A 16,948-nucleotide genomic window follows, 5' to 3' on the forward strand; every position below is an offset into this window, starting at 1 on the left:
ACAGACTTTAACGAAAACACCAACAAAGAACCCGAAAGTGCAGAATCTCTCGCCGTTTTCATCATGCACGCGATGCATCCCTTCCATCTCCCATTAAAGACAGGGCGCGAGCGATCTCGATTTCGCCCGAAGCGCAATCACGAAACCCTCATAGTCCGCTGTCCAAGCGCCGGGTCGTGCTTTAGAACCGCAGGGAGACGCTCATATACCAACCCAATGCCGCAGGCTTCTTCGCATGACCAGAACACCAACTCCCATAAAGACCGACTTGCCCGCGCTTCCCGTCAGCGACGTTCTCGGCGATATTGCCGATGCGCTGGCCGGCGCGAAGCGCGCGGTCCTTTCGGCTCCTCCGGGGGCAGGCAAGACGACACTGGTCCCGCTTCATCTTCTGCGGCAGGAATGGCGAGGTGACGGCAAGATCATTCTTCTTGAACCGCGCCGGCTTGCCGCACGGGCCGCAGCCGGACGCATGGCGGATCTGTTACACGAAAGCGTCGGAGACACGGTCGGCTACCGCATGCGGCTCGACAATCGTATCTCCTCGAAAACCCGGATAGAGGTGGTGACCGAAGGGGTCTTCGCTCGGATGGTTCTCGACGATCCGGAACTTGCAGGCGTTTCCGCGGTGATTTTCGACGAGTTTCATGAACGGTCACTCGACGGCGATTTCGGTCTGGCTCTGGCACTCGACGTGCAGGATGGATTGCGAGACGATCTGCGTATCCTCGTTATGTCCGCCACTCTCGATGTGGAACGCATCAGCACGCTGATGGGCGCCGCGCCAGTGGTTCAGAGCCTCGGCCGGACATTTCCAATCGATATCCGCTACGAGGATCGCTGGCACGGAGCTCCGGTTGAAGAGAAAGTCACCAAGGCGATTATCGAAGCCCATGCGGCGGAAACGGGTTCCATCCTTGCCTTCCTGCCGGGGCAGGCGGAAATCACCCGCACGGCCGCACGGCTGGAGGGACGCTTTTCCGATGATACGGACATCATCCCGCTTTACGGTAACCTGTCGCAAAAAGAGCAGGACGCAGCGATCAAGCCGGCGGCGGCCGGACGACGCAAGATCGTGCTTGCCACCTCCATCGCGGAAACCTCGATCACCATCGACGGCGTGCGTGTGGTGATTGACAGCGGGTTGCAGCGACTACCGGTGTTCGAACCGGCAACGGGAATAACGAGGCTGGAGACCGTGCGGGTATCGCGGGCTTCTGCAGATCAGCGGGCTGGCCGCGCGGGGCGAACGGAACCCGGCGTTGCGATCCGTCTATGGCATCCGGGGCAGACGGCGGCGCTTAATGTCTTTACGCCACCACAAATTCTGGCGAGTGATCTTTCCGGCCTTGCGCTGGATCTCGCCCATTGGGGTGTTCACGATCCTTCCATGCTCGCCTTTCTGGACACACCGCCTGAAGTCGCGCTTAAGGAATCGGTGGCGCTTCTCAAAAATCTCGGTGCTCTCGATGAAAGCGGCGCACTGACACAGCGTGGTCGCCTGATGCGCGGCCTTTCACTGCCGCCACGGCTGGCGGCGATGGTGATTGCAGCGGCAAGCGAGGGTGCGGGGAAAAAGGCGGCGATGCTCGCCGTCATGTTGACGGAACAGGGGCTGGGCGGAAACGATCTCGATCTCGATGAACGGCTGCGGCGCTTTATCTCCGACAGGAGCGAAAGAGCGCAGGCGGCGCGCAAGCTGGCATCAAGGCTGTTCGATGCGATTGGCGATACAAAGACGGTAGCCGAATTGCCGAGCGAAGCCGGCCCGCTGCTGCTGCATGCCTATCCGGACAGGATCGCGCTTCAGCGCGGAGCACGCGGCCGTTATGTGATGGCGAATGGGCGCGGCGCCGAACTTGCCGAGACCGAGCGGCTGGCGGCGAGCAGAATGCTTGTCGTGGCCGACATTACCGGGCGAGCGGCGCAACCGCGCATCCTTGCGGCAGCAGGCATTGACAGGGTCGATATAGAAGAGCGGATGCCGCACCTTATCGTTCAGCAGGACCAGTTGCTCTTTGACAAGGCAAGCGGCCAGGCACGCGCCCGCCGGGTCACGCGCCTCGGCGCCATCATCCTCGATGAAACGCCCCTGCCCCGCCCGGAAGGCGAAAAGGCAGCACAGGCGCTGGCCAATGGCATTCGGGAATTCGGCATCGGCATTCTGCCCTTCTCGAAAGAAACCCTGCAGCTACGCGACCGGATCGGTTTTCTGAACGCGAGCATCGGTGATCTCTGGCCCGACGTCAGCGATGCGGCATTGCTTTCGCGACTTGATGACTGGTTCGTTCCTTTCCAGCACGGTGCGCGTAGCCTGCAGGACATTCGACCCGGCAGCCTTTCCGAAGGGATTATGTCTCTGGTACCGCACGAGGTGGCGCGTGACCTCGGAAGACTAGCGCCAACACATTTCGAGGCGCCGACGGGCCAGCGGCATCCCATTCGATATGATGCCAGCGAACCGACCCTTTCCATTCGCGTGCAGGAGCTTTTCGGGTTGACGTCGCACCCCGCAATCGCGCAGGGGCGCTTGCCTCTGCTGCTGGAATTGACGTCGCCGGCACACAGGCCGATACAGACCACACGCGATCTTCCCGGTTTCTGGGCGGGATCGTGGAAAGATGTGCGGGCGGATATGCGTGGGCGTTATCCGCGCCATCCATGGCCGGAGGACCCGGCAGCGGCGCTGCCGACCAGCCGTGCGAAACCGCGCGGAACGTGACGACGATGAATAGGGTAAAGGAGACGAAGGTGGCTGGCCATCCTATCGAAACCACAAGGCTTGGCCGCGCCAGCCGCAGAATAAGGCTGCAGACAATTGTCTGGCTGCGATGGCTCGCCGTTGCCGGACAGACGGCGACGATCTTGTTCGTTGCTTTCGGGCTTAACTTCCCGCTGCCGCTTCTGGCCTGCGGCCTGCTGATTGCGGCGCTGGCGCTTGCCAATCTGTTTCTCACCGCCCGCTTTCCCTCCACCTATCGCCTGGAACCCTGGGAAGCGACATTGCTGCTGGCCTTCGACCTACTGCAATTGACGGCGCTGATCTATATTACCGGCGGCCTTTCCAATCCTTTCGCACCGCTGATCTGCGTGCAGGTGATCATCGCGTTTGCCTCGCAGCCGTTGCGGCATTCGCTTATTCTTCTTGCCTTTGCCGTCATCTGCTCAACAGCGATCGCCTTTTCGCCGTTTCCGGTTCCCTGGTATCCCGGCGAGGTTTTGCCGATCCAGCTCCTGCTGCATGTCGGTACCTGGGTCGCGATCATCGCCACCACATCCTTTGCGGCCTTTTATGCCTATCGCGTTTCGCATGAGGCCAATCAGCTGGCGGACGCGCTGGCCGCAACCGAACTGGTGCTGGAGCGGGAAAAACACCTCTCGCAGCTGGATGGGCTGGCAGCCGCCGCAGCGCATGAGCTCGGCACGCCGCTTGCGACCATCAGCGTTGTCGCCAAGGAAATGGAGCGCGAGCTCGGAAATGATGAAAAATATGGCGAAGACATAGCGCTGCTGCGCAGCCAGAGTGAAAGGTGCCGCGATATTCTGCGCCGCCTCACATCGCTTTCCGCCGATAATGAGGAACATATGCGTCGCCTGCCGCTCTCTTCACTGATCGAGGAGGTAATGGCGCCGCACCGGGAATTCGGCATTCGCCTCGAACTTGTGGAAAAGAGCAACCGGGCCGACGAACCGGTCGGCATTCGCAATGCCGGCATCATCTATGGACTGGGCAACCTCATCGAAAACGGCGTGGATTATGCGCGGGAGAAGGTGACGGTGACGGTGGAGCATGATTCGCAGAACGTCGCGGTCCTCATCGAGGATGATGGGCCGGGTTATGCCCATGACGTGCTTGCCCGTATCGGCGAGCCCTATGTGACCGAACGTCACAACGACACGCGGGCGGGCGGGCTGGGGCTTGGCCTTTTCATTGCCAAGACGCTGCTTGAGCGATCCGGCGCCACCGTTACCTTCGAAAATCTTGGCTCCAGCAAAACCGGCGCGCGGGTCACAATCATCTGGCCTCGCGCGCTTATGGACGATAAAAGAAACCGTTGACTTTACCATCCACGTTGAAGCGGCGATAAGAAGAAGAAAACAAAGCCGACGAAGTTGCCGGAAGGCCGGAAACATGAAGACAGAAGACCAGACCCCAACCACCAGCGCACCCGCGGACGATATCGATCCCATCGGACCCGACAAATCTCTGCTGATCGTCGATGATGACGGGCCGTTTCTGCGTCGGCTTGCCCGGGCAATGGAAACGCGCGGCTTTGCCGTCGACACTGCCGAGACGGTGAGCGAGGGCATTGCCCGCTCCAAGGCCGCGCCGCCCAAATATGCGGTGGTCGATCTGCGGCTTACCGATGGCAACGGGCTGGAAGTGATCGAAGCTATCAGGCAGAACCGGGACGATACACAGATTGTCGTGCTGACCGGTTATGGCAATATCGCAACCGCCGTTACCGCCGTGAAGCTCGGAGCGCTGGACTATCTCGCCAAACCCGCAGATGCGGACGATGTCTTTAATGCGCTTACACAGCGCAAGGGTGAAAAGACCGAAGTTCCCGAGAACCCCATGTCAGCCGACCGTGTGCGGTGGGAGCATATTCAGCGCGTTTATGAAATGTGCGAACGCAACGTCTCAGAGACCGCCCGCCGTCTCAACATGCACCGGCGCACCTTGCAGCGCATTCTCGCCAAGCGCGCACCCAAATAAGCGGCGTCATTCGCCGAAACTGCGCCCGGTTGTCCATTCCGCCAGCATCAACCGGGTTGCAGCAGTTCTCGAGAAATCCAGCATCACCGATTTGCGGGTCGCCGGCGGCAATTTATGCTCCGGCGCATCGCGAAGCATATGGGCGCCATATCCATCCGAGAGGATCAATCCGCATTCTTCCGGAAAGATATCGGTCGGCACTTCGGGATGTGTCGCGAAAAACAGCCTGTCGCAATGCAGGCGGTATTCCGGCCATTTGCGATCGACACGGAAATCCTCGACCGAGGATTTGATTTCGATGATCCAGATCTCCCCCTTGACCGACAGGCTGATGAGATCCGCCCTTCGTCCACTCGCAAGCGGCAGTTCCGGCAGCACCGAATGGCGCATCTCGTGCAAAAGCACCTGAACGCCACGACGCACCAGCATCGCCTTGTCCGACTGGCGGCCGTCTATTAAGGGATTATTGTTGGTAACGGAAAGAATAGTCATGGATAAAGGCTGCTGAAGCGTTTGGCCTATTGTTGCAAAAAGGCAATCAACCGGCAATTTTAGATGCGCAGCCGTTTCGCGGCGACGCAACGGCTTGCCAAGAGCGGCTGAATGGAAAATAACCGATTTATCCAATTAAGCCTACTCCTTCGCACAATTTGGCGAATTTTCCGCGAGAACGACATGCGCATCCGTACTTCATTGACCGCACTTGGTCTGACGGCAGCACTGGCTCTGGCCGGCTGCGCTGAAACCACATCCCAATCAACTCGCCCGACATCCGGCAAGATAGCGGCATCAGTGCCGGTTGCTGATCCCGTTCCGGCAAAAGTCGAAACCGTTCAGATTTTCAATGACGTATACGGTCCCGTGACCGATGCGGGCTACGCGCTGCCGGCCATTCCGATCAATCGTGTAAACGAGAAGTTCCGCCGTCAGATCGTTGAGTTCCAGACGAACGAACGTCCCGGCACGATCATCGTCAATACGCGCGATCGTTACCTCTATTATATACTGTCCGGCAACCGCGCCGTCCGTTACGGCATCGGCGTCGGCAAGGCAGGTTTCGCCTGGGCCGGTGAAGCCTATGTCGCCTGGAAGCAGGAATGGCCGATGTGGCATCCGCCGAAGGAAATGGCGGACCGCAAGCCGGAAGTCGCGAAATATGTCGAGGCAGGCATGGGCCCCGGCCTGTCCAACCCGCTCGGCGCGCGCGCCATGTATCTCTTTAACGAAAAGGGACAGGATACGCTGTTCCGCATCCATGGTTCGCCCGAATGGGCTTCGATCGGCACCGCCGCCTCTTCCGGCTGCATCCGCATGATCAACCAGGATGTCATGGATCTTTACAGCCGCGTCCGTCCGGGCCGCAGCTCCAAGGTCGTCGTGATCCAGTAAGATCAGATACAAGCAAAGAAAAAGCCGCCGTGGAATTTCCCGGCGGCTTTTTTTTTATCCTAGACGTCTAAGCAGCAGCTTCAGGCTGACTGCTTCGCCTTCAATTCCAGACGGCGGCGGTGCAGAACCGGTTCAGTGTAGCCATTCGGCTGTTCACGGCCCTTCAGTACAAGCTCGACAGCCGCCTGAAATGCGATCGATCCTTCAAAATCGGACGCCATCGGCAAATAGGCTGGGTCGTCGGCATTCTGCCCGTCGACTACCGCAGCCATGCGCTTCATTGTCTCAACGATCTGCTCTTGCGTCACCACGCCATGGCGCAGCCAGTTCGCCATGTGCTGTGCGGAGATGCGCAGCGTAGCGCGATCTTCCATCAGTCCGACATTGTTGATATCAGGCACCTTGGAACAACCCACACCCTGATCGACCCAGCGCACGACGTATCCCAGAATGCCCTGCGCATTATTGTCGAGTTCGCGCTGGATTTCCTCCGGCGTCCAATTGGGACGCGGCGCGACCGGCACCGACAGAATATCGGAAAGCTTCGCGCGGCCTCGGCTTTTCAAGCCTTCCTGAACGGCTGCGACATCGACCTTGTGATAATGTGTGGCATGCAGCGTCGCCGCCGTCGGCGAAGGCACCCAGGCGGTGTTGGCGCCTGCTTTCGGATGTGCGATCTTCTGCTCCAGCATTGCCGCCATCAGGTCCGGCATGGCCCACATGCCCTTGCCGATCTGCGCATGGCCGGAAAGGCCGCATTCCAGCCCGATATCGACGTTCCAGTTCTCGTAAGCCGCGATCCAGGCCGCCTGCTTCATGTCGCCCTTGCGGATCATCGGCCCCGCTTCCATCGAGGTATGGATTTCGTCGCCCGTGCGGTCGAGGAAGCCGGTGTTGATGAAAACGACGCGGTCCTTCGCAGCACGGATGCTTTCCTTGAGGTTGACTGTGGTGCGGCGCTCCTCATCCATGATGCCCATCTTCATGGTATTCGGCGCCATGCCGACGAGGTTTTCGACGCGAGAGAATATCTCGTTGGCGAAAGCGACCTCTTCCGGCCCGTGCATCTTCGGCTTGACGACATACATGGAGCCGGCGCGGGAATTCTGCCGCCGCCCGGACGGGCCGACATCGTAAAGCGCGATCAGCGCGGTGACGACAGCATCCATGATGCCTTCCGGGACCTCACGACCATCTCTATCGAGGATTGCCGGATTGGTCATGAGATGACCGACATTGCGCACCAGCATCAGCGAGCGCCCCGGCAAAGTGAGCGCCGAACCATTGGGTGCGGTATAATAACGATCTGGGTTCAGCCTACGGGTGAAGGTCTTGCCACCCTTCGCAACCTCTTCCGTCAGATCGCCGCGCATCAGGCCAAGCCAGTTGCCGTAAACCAGAACCTTGTCTTCGGCATCAACGGCAGCGACCGAATCCTCGCAATCCATGATGGTTGTCAGCGCGGATTCGAGAATGACATCCGAGATACCTGCCTTATCCCCCTTGCCGATTTCGGTCGAAGGATCGATGACGATCTCGGTGTGCAAACCATTCTTGCCAAGCAGGATGGTTGCCGGCCTTTCTGCCTCGCCGGTAAAACCCTTGAATTGCGCGGCATCCTTCAGTCCCGTCGTGCCGTCACCGATTGCAAGCTGCAATGCCCCGTCAGCGATCTTGAAGCCGGTCACATCCGACCAGCCTGCCGTTTCGAGCGGGGCCGACTCGTCAAGAAAGTTGCGCGCCCAGGCGATGACCTTTTCGCCGCGTTTCGGATTATAGCCCCTGCCCTTTTCCGCGCCATCGGCATCAGAAATGGCATCCGTGCCATAAAGCGCATCGTAAAGCGAACCCCAGCGGGCATTGGCGGCATTCAGCGCGTAACGCGCATTCATGACCGGGACAACGAGCTGCGGGCCGGCGACAGCGGCAATTTCAGGATCGACATTGCTGGTTTCCACCTTGAAGCCGGGACCTTCAGGCAGCAGATAACCGATTTCCTTCAGAAAGCTCTCATAGGTGTCAAAATCCACCGGAGCGCCATTTTGCCGATACCAGCCATCCAGCTTTTCCTGCAGGGCGTCGCGCTTTGCCAGCAATTCACGGTTCTTGGGAGCAAGCGCATGGACGATGGCAGAAAAGCCTTCGAAGAAAGTCTCGTTGTCCAGGCCCGTGCCCGGCAGGACTTCATCCGTCAAAAAGGCATAAAGCCTGTCATCGATGGAAAGACCGAATTTATTCGTGCGGCTCACATGCGCCTCCTTTATTCTGAAGGCACAGATTGGACGCGGAGACCGCCGCTCGTCAATTGCGGCAGGCAGCCAAATATTATTTCCTTTTTGGAAACAATGTAGGCGATAATCGCCTTTTTCTACAAAAGCGCCTGCAGGTCCTTGATACGGTCATTCACCAGCCAGCCGTAATAGTTTTCTTCCGGCAACAGGGGCTGTTCGCCGCCTGCGGCGCGCTGGCGGTTTTTCTGTGCGAGAGCGGCCGCCCGCTGCTGAGAGCCGCCGACATTATAAAGCGTGGAGGTCACGCCCGGATTTCTCGAAATATCCATGTCGGCAATCGATCTGTAATCATCGATCGATTTGCGGATGGAGGCGGCCATGAAGGCCAGCGAGCGGTCCGGGTCCATGATCGCGGTATAGACGGCGGTGGCGTCGTTCTCATCCAACCTGTCATAACCAGAGGTTTTCGAAACCATGTCGGACAACATCAGCGCCGTCAGCGGGTTGATCTGGCCGAGACCGAAGGTCTGTCCGGCGTAGAAGGGCTGGAAAAACACAGCACTGAAACGGTTGTTCGGATAGGCAATGCCATCCACCGTCTTGCCGCGGAAGCTGTCGTCCCAGACATCTTCCCGACAGTTCCAAAGGCCGTAGGAATCCTTTTTCGACTGACATCTGGTAAATTGCGAACGTGCCAGAAACTGCGCGATGGTTTCGTCCTTGTAGCCGAAACGGAAGCTGCTGCCGGCATAGGAGGCAGCTTTGACATAGTAGGATTGCAGCCGGTCATAGGCGTCGACATTGTAGGTATGCTCGCCGACAATCGCACCGATCATATGGATCGGATCGATGCCGTAGCGCCCGGCAGTCGACTTGATCTTGGCGATCAGCGCCTTGTCGGAGGACAAGAGGTCGATCACCTTCTGGTATTTGCGTTCGAAAGAGCTGTTGGACGCCTTGGTTCTGCGGGCGGAAGCGCCGGGAACACCGGGCTGTTCGGCGTTGCGATTGCCCGGTGGAACGACCGTCGCCGCCTCGGCATAAGAAGATGAAACGGCAGTGACCGCCAGAGCCACGGCAAATGCCAGAAGAGTTTTGCGCACGAGCGAATGCCTTTTCTCAAGCCTGCGGCTTCCCTTCGAAACACGTGAGGAAAACCGGACCATTCCACGAAAGCGGTTCCAACCGGAATGCAGCCCTTCCCATAAACAAAATGCGGGCTGAATGCGAGATGAGGCAGATAAAATAAAAGAGTGCGGCAAATATGGCCGCACTCTTCTTTCGTTCTCCCTGAAGTCTTCAGAGAATATAACGCGACAAATCCGTATCGGCGGCAAGATCGCCGACATGTTTTTTGACGTATTCCTGATCGATCTTGACGGCAGAGCCGCCGCGATCCGGCGCGTTGAATGAAATCTCGTCCAAGACACGCTCCATCACCGTCTGCAGGCGACGAGCACCGATATTCTCAACCGACGAATTGAGATGAACGGCCACATCGGCCAGGGCGTCAATCGCATCATCGGTGAAATCAAGGTTGAGTTCTTCCGTCGCCATCAGCGCCTTGTACTGCCGGATGAGGCTTGCTTCCGTCTCGGTCAGGATACGGCGGAAATCCTCCTTGGTCAGCGGCTTCAACTCGACGCGGATCGGCAGGCGGCCCTGAAGCTCCGGCAAAAGATCGGATGGCTTTGCCACATGGAACGCGCCTGACGCGATGAACAGGACGTGGTCGGTCTTGACGGGGCCGTATTTCGTCGAAACCGTCGTGCCTTCGACAAGCGGCAGGAGATCGCGCTGCACGCCTTCACGCGAGACACCGGCGCCCATGCCGCCATCGCGCGCCGCGATCTTGTCGATCTCGTCGAGGAAGACAATGCCATCATTTTCCACCGACTTCACTGCTTCGCGCTGGATCATTTCATTGTCGAGCAGCTTGTCGGATTCGTCGCGGACGAGATCGGTATAGGATTTCGAGACCGTGGTGCGCACCTTCTTGGTGCGTCCGCCCATGGCCTTGCCGAACATTTCAGACAGGTTGAGGACACCGATATTGGCGCCCGGCATGCCGGGAATTTCGAAACCGGGCATGCCCGAGCCGCTATCGGCCACCTCGATATCGATTTCCTTGTCGTCCAACTCGCCATCACGCAGCTTCTTGCGGAAGCTTTCGCGGGTGCCGGGCGACGCCGTCGTGCCGACAAGCGCATCAAGCACCCGTTCTTCAGCACTGGCATGCGCCTTGGCCTGTACTTCGGCGCGTTTCTTTTCACGCACGAGGCCGATACCGATTTCCACGAGATCGCGGATGATCTGTTCGACATCGCGGCCGACATAACCGACTTCGGTGAACTTGGTCGCCTCGACCTTGATGAAGGGAGCGCCGGCAAGCTTGGCGAGACGCCGGGAAATCTCGGTCTTTCCGACGCCGGTCGGTCCGATCATCAGGATATTCTTGGGCATCACTTCATCGCGCAGGCTCTCATCGAGCTGCTGACGACGCCAGCGGTTGCGCAGTGCGATCGCGACCGCACGTTTCGCATCATGCTGGCCGATGATGTGGCGGTCCAGTTCCGAGACAATTTCCCGGGGTGAAAAATTGGTCATTCTATCCTCTCGGCTTTCCTGCTCCGGCCGGCCATTCCGGCCCGGCCCACAGGACCCATGTTTGAGAAAATTCGCTTATTCGGCGTCGAGCGTTTCGACGACGAGATTATGGTTGGTATAAACGCAGATATCGGCGGCGATATCGAGCGCCTGGCGCGCCACCTCTTCGGCAGACTTGTCCGTGTCCATCATGGCGCGGGCAGCCGCAAAGGCGTAATTACCGCCGGAACCGATGGCGATCGCACCGTGCTCAGGCTCCAGCACATCGCCATTACCGGTGATGGCGAGCGTGGTGGATTTATCGGCCACCAGCATCATCGCTTCGAGGTTGCGCAGATATTTGTCCGTGCGCCAGTCCTTCGCAAGCTCCACGGCCGCGCGCATCAACTGGCCGGGATATTGCTCGAGTTTCTTTTCAAGACGGTCGAGCAGCGTGAAGGCATCCGCAGTCGCGCCAGCAAAACCAGCAATCACTTCACCCTTGCCGATGCGGCGAACCTTGCGGGCATTACCCTTCATGACGGTCTGGCCAAGGCTTACCTGACCATCGCCAGCCATGACGACCTTGCCGCCTTTTCTGACTGTAATAATCGTTGTCATCAAACACCTGTCTGCCCTTAAGGGCCTGCGGTTAGCGGGCCGGCATGCGGCCCTTCTCGAGTTCTATGTAAGTTTGCTTTTCGCGATTGCAATCTTCGAGGCGACGCACCGTTTTCGGCATGTCAGGCAAGACGATGGAACAACTGGATATTTGTGTCCCGTGCTGATAAGGAACGGCGACATTTTCACGGAGCGGCCAAAATGGCAGAACGTAAAGGCGAGATTATCCGCACCACCAACGAAACCTCGGTTTCGGTGCGCGTGGATATCGACGGCACCGGCAAGTCGACAATTTCCACCGGCGTGGGATTTTTCGACCATATGCTGGACCAGCTGAGCCGCCATTCGCTGATCGACATGGACATCGAGGTCAAGGGCGACCTGCACATCGATGATCATCACACTGTTGAAGATACCGGCATAGCCATCGGTCAGGCGATTGCCAAGGCGCTGGGTGACCGCCGCGGCATTACCCGTTACGCCTCGCTCGATCTTGCCATGGACGAAACGATGACCAAGGCGGCGGTCGATATTTCCGGCCGGCCCTTTCTCGTGTGGAATGTGAACTTCTCCGCACCGAAGATCGGCACATTCGACACCGAACTGGTGCGCGAGTTCTTTCAGGCGCTGGCCCAGAATGCCGGCATTACGCTGCATATCCTGAACCATTACGGCGCCAACAACCATCATATCGCCGAAACATGCTTCAAGGCCGTTGCCCGCGTTCTTCGCACGGCAACCGAGATCGACCCCCGGCAGGCAGGCCGCGTTCCCTCGACAAAGGGCATGCTGGCCTGACGCCAAAGCTGTCAGGAAGCCCATGACAAGCTATCTCGTTCTGGAAGCCCCCAACGGGCCGGACAGGGACCACAAGACGACCCGCTTCATCGCAGACCGTTTCGTCTGGCTGGCGCTGGTCGCGCCCTGGCTCTGGTTGGCCATTAACCGGTTGTGGCTGGCGGCGGCCATCGTTGTCATTGTGCTCCTTCTGGCCGGGCAGGTCTCAATATTAGCCGGATTCGAACCGGTTGGTATTCTCTTCGGTTTCGCCATTGGACTCGTCACGGCGCTGGAGGGACGCGATTTTCTCGTCCGGCACCTGATCCGCAAAGGCTGGACGCTGACGTCAGTTGTTTCCGCCCCTGATCTTTCGAGCGCCGAAGACATATATTTCTCCGGTGTCTCCGAAAACGCCGAAACGGCGGAACAACTGTCCCAGCCGGTCTGGACCCCCTCGCCGCAAAAGCGAGGTGACAAGAATTTCGTCAACGATCCCGCCGGATCGTTTCTTTTCGACTTGAATGGAAGGCGCTGACATGCGTGTCGCGATCATCGACTACGGTTCTGGCAACCTGCGTTCGGCCACCAAAGCTTTCGAGCGTGCCGCCCGCGAAGCTGGCATCAATGCAACCATCGACCTGACCGACAGGCCGGATCACGTCGCTTCGGCGGACCGCATCGTCCTGCCTGGTGTCGGCGCCTATGCGGATTGCCGTGCCGGTCTCGATGCCGTTCCCGGCATGCATGAGGCGCTCATTGAAGCCGTCGAGAAAAAAGCCCATCCCTTCCTCGGCATCTGCGTCGGCATGCAGCTGATGTCCTCGCGCGGGCTCGAAAAGACTGTCAGCACCGGGCTCGGCTGGATCGAAGGCGACGTCGTTGAAATGACGCCGTCCGATCCGACGCTCAAAATTCCGCAGATCGGCTGGAACACGCTGGAAATCCGGCATACCCACCCTCTTTTCGACGGCATCAAGACCGGTGCTGACGGCCTGCACGCCTATTTCGTGCATTCCTACCATCTGGCAGCCAAGCACTCGACGGATGTCATCGCCACCACCAATTACGGTGGCGCGATGACGGCTTTCGTCGGTCGCGACAATATGGCCGGCGCGCAGTTCCACCCGGAAAAAAGCCAAACGCTCGGCCTTGCCCTGATTTCCAATTTCCTGCGCTGGAAGCCCTGACATGATCCTTTTTCCCGCAATCGACCTCAAAGACGGCCAGTGCGTTCGCCTGAAACTCGGCGATATGGACCAGGCCACAGTCTATAACGAGGATCCTGGCGCGCAGGCGAAGGCCTTCGAGGATCAGGGTTTCGAGTGGCTGCACGTCGTTGATCTCAACGGTGCCTTCGCCGGTGAGACCGTCAATGGTGAGGCGGTCGACGCCATTCTGAAAGCCACGAAAAATCCAGTGCAGCTTGGCGGCGGCATCCGCACGCTCGATCATATCGAAGCGTGGCTGAGCCGTGGCCTTGCCCGCGTCATTCTCGGCACCGTCGCGGTGCGCGATCCGGTTCTGGTTATCGAAGCCTGCAAGCGTTTCCCCGGCCAGGTCGCCGTCGGCATCGATGCCAAGGGCGGCAAGGTTGCCGTCGAGGGCTGGGCGGAAGCTTCCGAACTCGGCGTCATCGAACTCGCCAAACGTTTCGAAGGCGCCGGCGTTGCCGCCATCATCTATACCGATATCGATCGTGACGGTATTCTGGCTGGTATCAACTGGGCCTCGACGCTGGAACTGGCGGATGCCGTCTCCATCCCGGTCATCGCTTCCGGTGGCCTTGCCTCCATCGACGACATCAAGCGCATGTTGCAGCCGGATGCCGCAAAGCTCGAGGGCGCGATTTCCGGCCGCGCGCTCTATGACGGGCGCATCGACCCCGCCGAGGCGCTCGCCCTCATCAAGGCGGCTGCAGCCAAGGAGGTAAAAGCATGACCCTCAAAGCCCGCGTTATTCCCTGCCTCGATGTGAAGGACGGCCGTGTCGTCAAGGGCGTGAACTTCGTCGACTTGATCGATGCCGGCGACCCGGTCGAGGCGGCGAAGGCCTATGATGCGGCAGGGGCCGATGAACTCTGCTTCCTCGACATCACCGCCTCCTCGGATAATCGCGACACGATCTTTGATGTCGTATCACGCACGGCCGACCATTGTTTCATGCCGCTAACCGTCGGCGGCGGTGTCCGCGCCGTCGCGGACATCCGCAAGCTGCTTCTCTGCGGCGCGGACAAGGTCTCGATCAATTCCGCAGCCGTCAAGGATCCGGATTTCGTGGCGCAAGCGGCCGACAAGTTCGGCAACCAGTGCATCGTCGTTTCTATCGACGCCAAGCGGGTTTCGAAGGATGGAGAAGAAGGCCGCTGGGAAATCTTCACCCATGGCGGACGCCAACCGACGGGCATCGACGCCGTGGAATTCGCCATCAAGATGGTTGAACGCGGCGCCGGCGAATTGCTCGTGACCTCAATGGACCGCGACGGCACCAAGAGCGGCTACGATATCGGCCTGACGCGCAGCATTGCCGATCAGGTTCGTGTACCCGTCATCGCCTCGGGTGGCGTCGGGACTCTCGACGATCTGGTGGCAGGCGTGCGTGATGGCCACGCAACTGCGGTGCTTGCCGCCTCCATCTTCCACTTCGGCACCTATTCGATCGGGCAAGCCAAAAACTACATGGCCGAGCATGGCATCGCCATGCGTCTCGACTGATTGCAGGAACTCTTCATGAGCGCATTTTCCCTTTCCGATCTGGAACGCATTGTCGCGACCCGCGCCGCTGCATCTCCCGACGAATCCTGGACAGCCAAACTCGTTGCGGCGGGCCAGGATCGTGCAGCGAAAAAATTAGGCGAAGAGGCGGTCGAGGCCGTCATCGCCGCCATCGCAAAAGACCGCGACGGGCTGAAAAACGAGGCTGCCGACCTGCTTTATCATCTGCTGGTGGTACTGAAGATCGCCGACATTCCGCTGAGCGACGTTTTTGCCGAACTGGAGCGCCGGACGGGCCAGACGGGCCTTGCGGAAAAGGCGGCGAGGCCGACATCATGAATGTCACGGCAGGCAGCGGGGAGAGAGGCATGCCAGGCACACTCGATCATTTTCGGCCGGATGAATATTCGCCCTATCACTTCTTCAGTTCCGAAGAATGGGCGAAATTCCGTGCCGACACGCCACTTACATTGTCGGCCGACGAGGTCAAAAGACTACGCTCGCTGGACGACCCGATCGATCTGGACGAGGTGCGGCGCATTTACCTGTCGCTGTCGCGCCTACTGTCCTCGCATGTGGAAGCATCGCAGCTGCTGTTCGAGCAGCGCAACCGCTTCCTCAACATGGGGGACGTCAACAAGACGCCTTTCGTCATCGGCATCGCCGGTTCGGTGGCCGTTGGCAAATCCACGACAGCGCGTATCCTGAAAGAGCTTCTGGCCCGCTGGCCCTCCAGCCCGAAGGTCGATCTCATCACCACTGACGGATTTCTCTATCCGAACGAGGTGCTGCGGCGTGAGAACCTGATGGAGCGCAAGGGCTTTCCGGAAAGTTACGATATCGGCGCGCTCTTGCGTTTCCTCTCGGCGATCAAGGCGGGCCAGCCGAATGTGAAGGCGCCGCGCTATTCGCACCTGACCTATGACGTTCTGCCGAACGAATTCACTGTCATCGACCAGCCTGATATCCTGATTTTCGAAGGCATCAACGTGCTGCAATCGCGCGACCTGCCGGCGGGCGGGCGGATCGTGCCGATCGTTTCGGATTTCTTCGATTTCTCGATCTATATCGATGCTGACGAGGACTTCATTCATAACTGGTATGTGAACCGGTTCATGAATCTTCGGCAAACCGCGTTCCGCGACCCGAATTCATTCTTCAACCGCTATGCCTCGATCAGCGAAGAAGCGGCGCTGAGCATTGCCGAAGGTCTCTGGCAGAACATCAACCTGAAGAACCTGCGTCAGAACATCGTGCCGACACGCCCGCGTGCCGACCTTATTCTGCGTAAGGGAAAGAACCACCTGATCGACACGGTGGCGCTTCGCAAGCTGTAAAAGATGCCGCGCATGGCGGCATCTCCGGTGATTAAACCCGTTATTATGTGAGGTCGGGAATACGCAGAACCTGTCCGGGGTAGATTTTATCGGGATGGGTCAGCATCGGCTTGTTGGCTTCGAAGATAATGTTGTTCTTCGCGCCATTAGCCTTGCCGTACTGGGCTTCGGCAATCTTCCAGAGATTGTCGCCCTTCTTGACCGTGTAGAAGACGGGTTCTTTTGCCGGGGCTTCGGCCACTTTCAGCTCGCCGGCCTCGACCTTGGAAATGCCGAGCGTATTGCCGACCGCGATGACCGCCTTTTCGAAAACCGACTGATCGGCCACTTCGCCCTTCAGAACGACTTTGTCGTCCACCACTTCGACCTGAACCTTGTCCGTGCCGAGATCGTGGGAAGCGAGCTCCTTCTTGACCGCATCGACATCAGGTGCGTCATCGCCGCCGATACCGAGCTTCTTTCCCGCTTCCTTGATGAAATTGAACAGACCCATAGCACCCTCCTTGGTTGTAGGGAGGATTACCAGACGATATTTGAAGCTCTATGACAAGGGCGAAACATTTGTCGCCGCGC

Annotated in this window: 17 protein-coding genes; 11 read left to right on the forward strand and 6 right to left on the reverse strand. The window is 58.9% G+C overall.

Features of this window, described 5'->3' with window-relative positions; translation table 11 throughout:
• Nucleotides 1–235 precede the first annotated feature (235 nt).
• From hrpB to ACQZ5F_RS22255, 3 genes are all read left to right on the forward strand, one after another.
• On the forward strand, nt 236–2,722 hold the full coding sequence (gene hrpB / locus ACQZ5F_RS22245; RefSeq protein ID WP_225339009.1) for an ATP-dependent helicase HrpB: 2,487 nt from the start codon (nt 236–238) through the stop codon (nt 2,720–2,722).
• A 29-nt stretch (nt 2,723–2,751) separates the two neighbouring features.
• Entirely contained in the window at nt 2,752–4,059 is a 1,308-nt protein-coding gene (gene actS / locus ACQZ5F_RS22250; RefSeq protein ID WP_082178795.1) for a two-component system sensor histidine kinase ActS, read from the forward strand.
• Nucleotides 4,060–4,132: 73 nt separating this feature from the next.
• Complete coding sequence (locus ACQZ5F_RS22255; protein WP_046799745.1) at nt 4,133–4,720, forward strand: ActR/PrrA/RegA family redox response regulator transcription factor; 588 nt, start codon at nt 4,133–4,135, stop codon at nt 4,718–4,720.
• A gap of 6 nt (nt 4,721–4,726) precedes the next feature.
• On the opposite strand, the gene ACQZ5F_RS22260 is transcribed toward ACQZ5F_RS22255, so the two are convergent.
• Entirely contained in the window at nt 4,727–5,212 is a 486-nt protein-coding gene (locus ACQZ5F_RS22260; RefSeq protein WP_225339008.1) for an MmcB family DNA repair protein, read from the reverse strand.
• Nucleotides 5,213–5,395: 183 nt separating this feature from the next.
• Here ACQZ5F_RS22260 and ACQZ5F_RS22265 point away from each other — a divergent pair, with 183 nt between their 5' ends.
• Entirely contained in the window at nt 5,396–6,109 is a 714-nt protein-coding gene (locus ACQZ5F_RS22265) for a L,D-transpeptidase (RefSeq protein ID WP_046799744.1), read from the forward strand.
• 80 nt (nt 6,110–6,189) lie between these two features.
• Here the strand turns inward: ACQZ5F_RS22265 and ACQZ5F_RS22270 are convergent, their stop codons facing one another.
• From ACQZ5F_RS22270 to hslV, 4 genes are all read right to left on the reverse strand, one after another.
• On the reverse strand, nt 6,190–8,358 hold the full coding sequence (locus tag ACQZ5F_RS22270; RefSeq protein WP_225339007.1) for a malate synthase G: 2,169 nt from the start codon (nt 8,356–8,358) through the stop codon (nt 6,190–6,192).
• 119 nt (nt 8,359–8,477) lie between these two features.
• Nucleotides 8,478–9,443 carry a DUF1402 family protein gene (locus tag ACQZ5F_RS22275; RefSeq protein WP_225244842.1) on the reverse strand — a complete coding sequence of 322 codons (966 nt, stop codon included), beginning with the start codon at nt 9,441–9,443 and terminating at the stop codon, nt 8,478–8,480.
• 196 nt (nt 9,444–9,639) lie between these two features.
• On the reverse strand, nt 9,640–10,947 hold the full coding sequence (gene hslU / locus ACQZ5F_RS22280) for an ATP-dependent protease ATPase subunit HslU (RefSeq protein WP_225339006.1): 1,308 nt from the start codon (nt 10,945–10,947) through the stop codon (nt 9,640–9,642).
• Between the two features lie 75 nt (nt 10,948–11,022).
• A complete protein-coding gene (gene hslV, locus ACQZ5F_RS22285) occupies nt 11,023–11,547 on the reverse strand; it encodes an ATP-dependent protease subunit HslV (RefSeq protein ID WP_046799741.1) in 525 nt (174 codons plus the stop codon).
• A 201-nt stretch (nt 11,548–11,748) separates the two neighbouring features.
• Here hslV and hisB point away from each other — a divergent pair, with 201 nt between their 5' ends.
• From hisB to coaA, 7 genes are read left to right on the forward strand one after another with little or no spacing between them, the layout of a single operon-like run.
• On the forward strand, nt 11,749–12,345 hold the full coding sequence (hisB, locus tag ACQZ5F_RS22290; protein ID WP_046799740.1) for an imidazoleglycerol-phosphate dehydratase HisB: 597 nt from the start codon (nt 11,749–11,751) through the stop codon (nt 12,343–12,345).
• A gap of 22 nt (nt 12,346–12,367) precedes the next feature.
• Nucleotides 12,368–12,862 (forward strand): DUF2628 domain-containing protein, encoded by a 495-nt coding sequence (locus tag ACQZ5F_RS22295; protein ID WP_225339005.1) that lies wholly within the window; start codon nt 12,368–12,370, stop codon nt 12,860–12,862.
• A 1-nt stretch (nt 12,863) separates the two neighbouring features.
• On the forward strand, nt 12,864–13,514 hold the full coding sequence (gene hisH / locus ACQZ5F_RS22300; RefSeq protein WP_137085585.1) for an imidazole glycerol phosphate synthase subunit HisH: 651 nt from the start codon (nt 12,864–12,866) through the stop codon (nt 13,512–13,514).
• Nucleotide 13,515: 1 nt separating this feature from the next.
• On the forward strand, nt 13,516–14,265 hold the full coding sequence (hisA, locus tag ACQZ5F_RS22305; RefSeq protein ID WP_225339004.1) for a 1-(5-phosphoribosyl)-5-[(5-phosphoribosylamino)methylideneamino]imidazole-4-carboxamide isomerase: 750 nt from the start codon (nt 13,516–13,518) through the stop codon (nt 14,263–14,265).
• Nucleotides 14,262–15,038, forward strand: coding sequence for an imidazole glycerol phosphate synthase subunit HisF (gene hisF, locus ACQZ5F_RS22310; RefSeq protein ID WP_046799736.1), 777 nt, complete (start codon nt 14,262–14,264; stop codon nt 15,036–15,038). Before hisA ends, hisF begins: the two co-directional genes overlap by 4 nt.
• Before the next feature lie 15 nt (nt 15,039–15,053).
• The gene (locus ACQZ5F_RS22315; RefSeq protein ID WP_046799735.1) at nt 15,054–15,377 is read left to right on the forward strand and encodes a phosphoribosyl-ATP diphosphatase; all 324 of its coding nucleotides are present in this window, start codon (nt 15,054–15,056) and stop codon (nt 15,375–15,377) included.
• Nucleotides 15,374–16,375, forward strand: coding sequence for a type I pantothenate kinase (gene coaA, locus ACQZ5F_RS22320; RefSeq protein WP_170979844.1), 1,002 nt, complete (start codon nt 15,374–15,376; stop codon nt 16,373–16,375). Before ACQZ5F_RS22315 ends, coaA begins: the two co-directional genes overlap by 4 nt.
• Before the next feature lie 43 nt (nt 16,376–16,418).
• On the opposite strand, the gene lysM is transcribed toward coaA, so the two are convergent.
• Complete coding sequence (lysM, locus tag ACQZ5F_RS22325; RefSeq protein WP_225339003.1) at nt 16,419–16,868, reverse strand: peptidoglycan-binding protein LysM; 450 nt, start codon at nt 16,866–16,868, stop codon at nt 16,419–16,421.
• Between the last annotated feature and the right edge of the window lie 80 nt (nt 16,869–16,948).

It is taken from the genome of Agrobacterium sp. 22-210-1, from assembly GCF_053522525.1.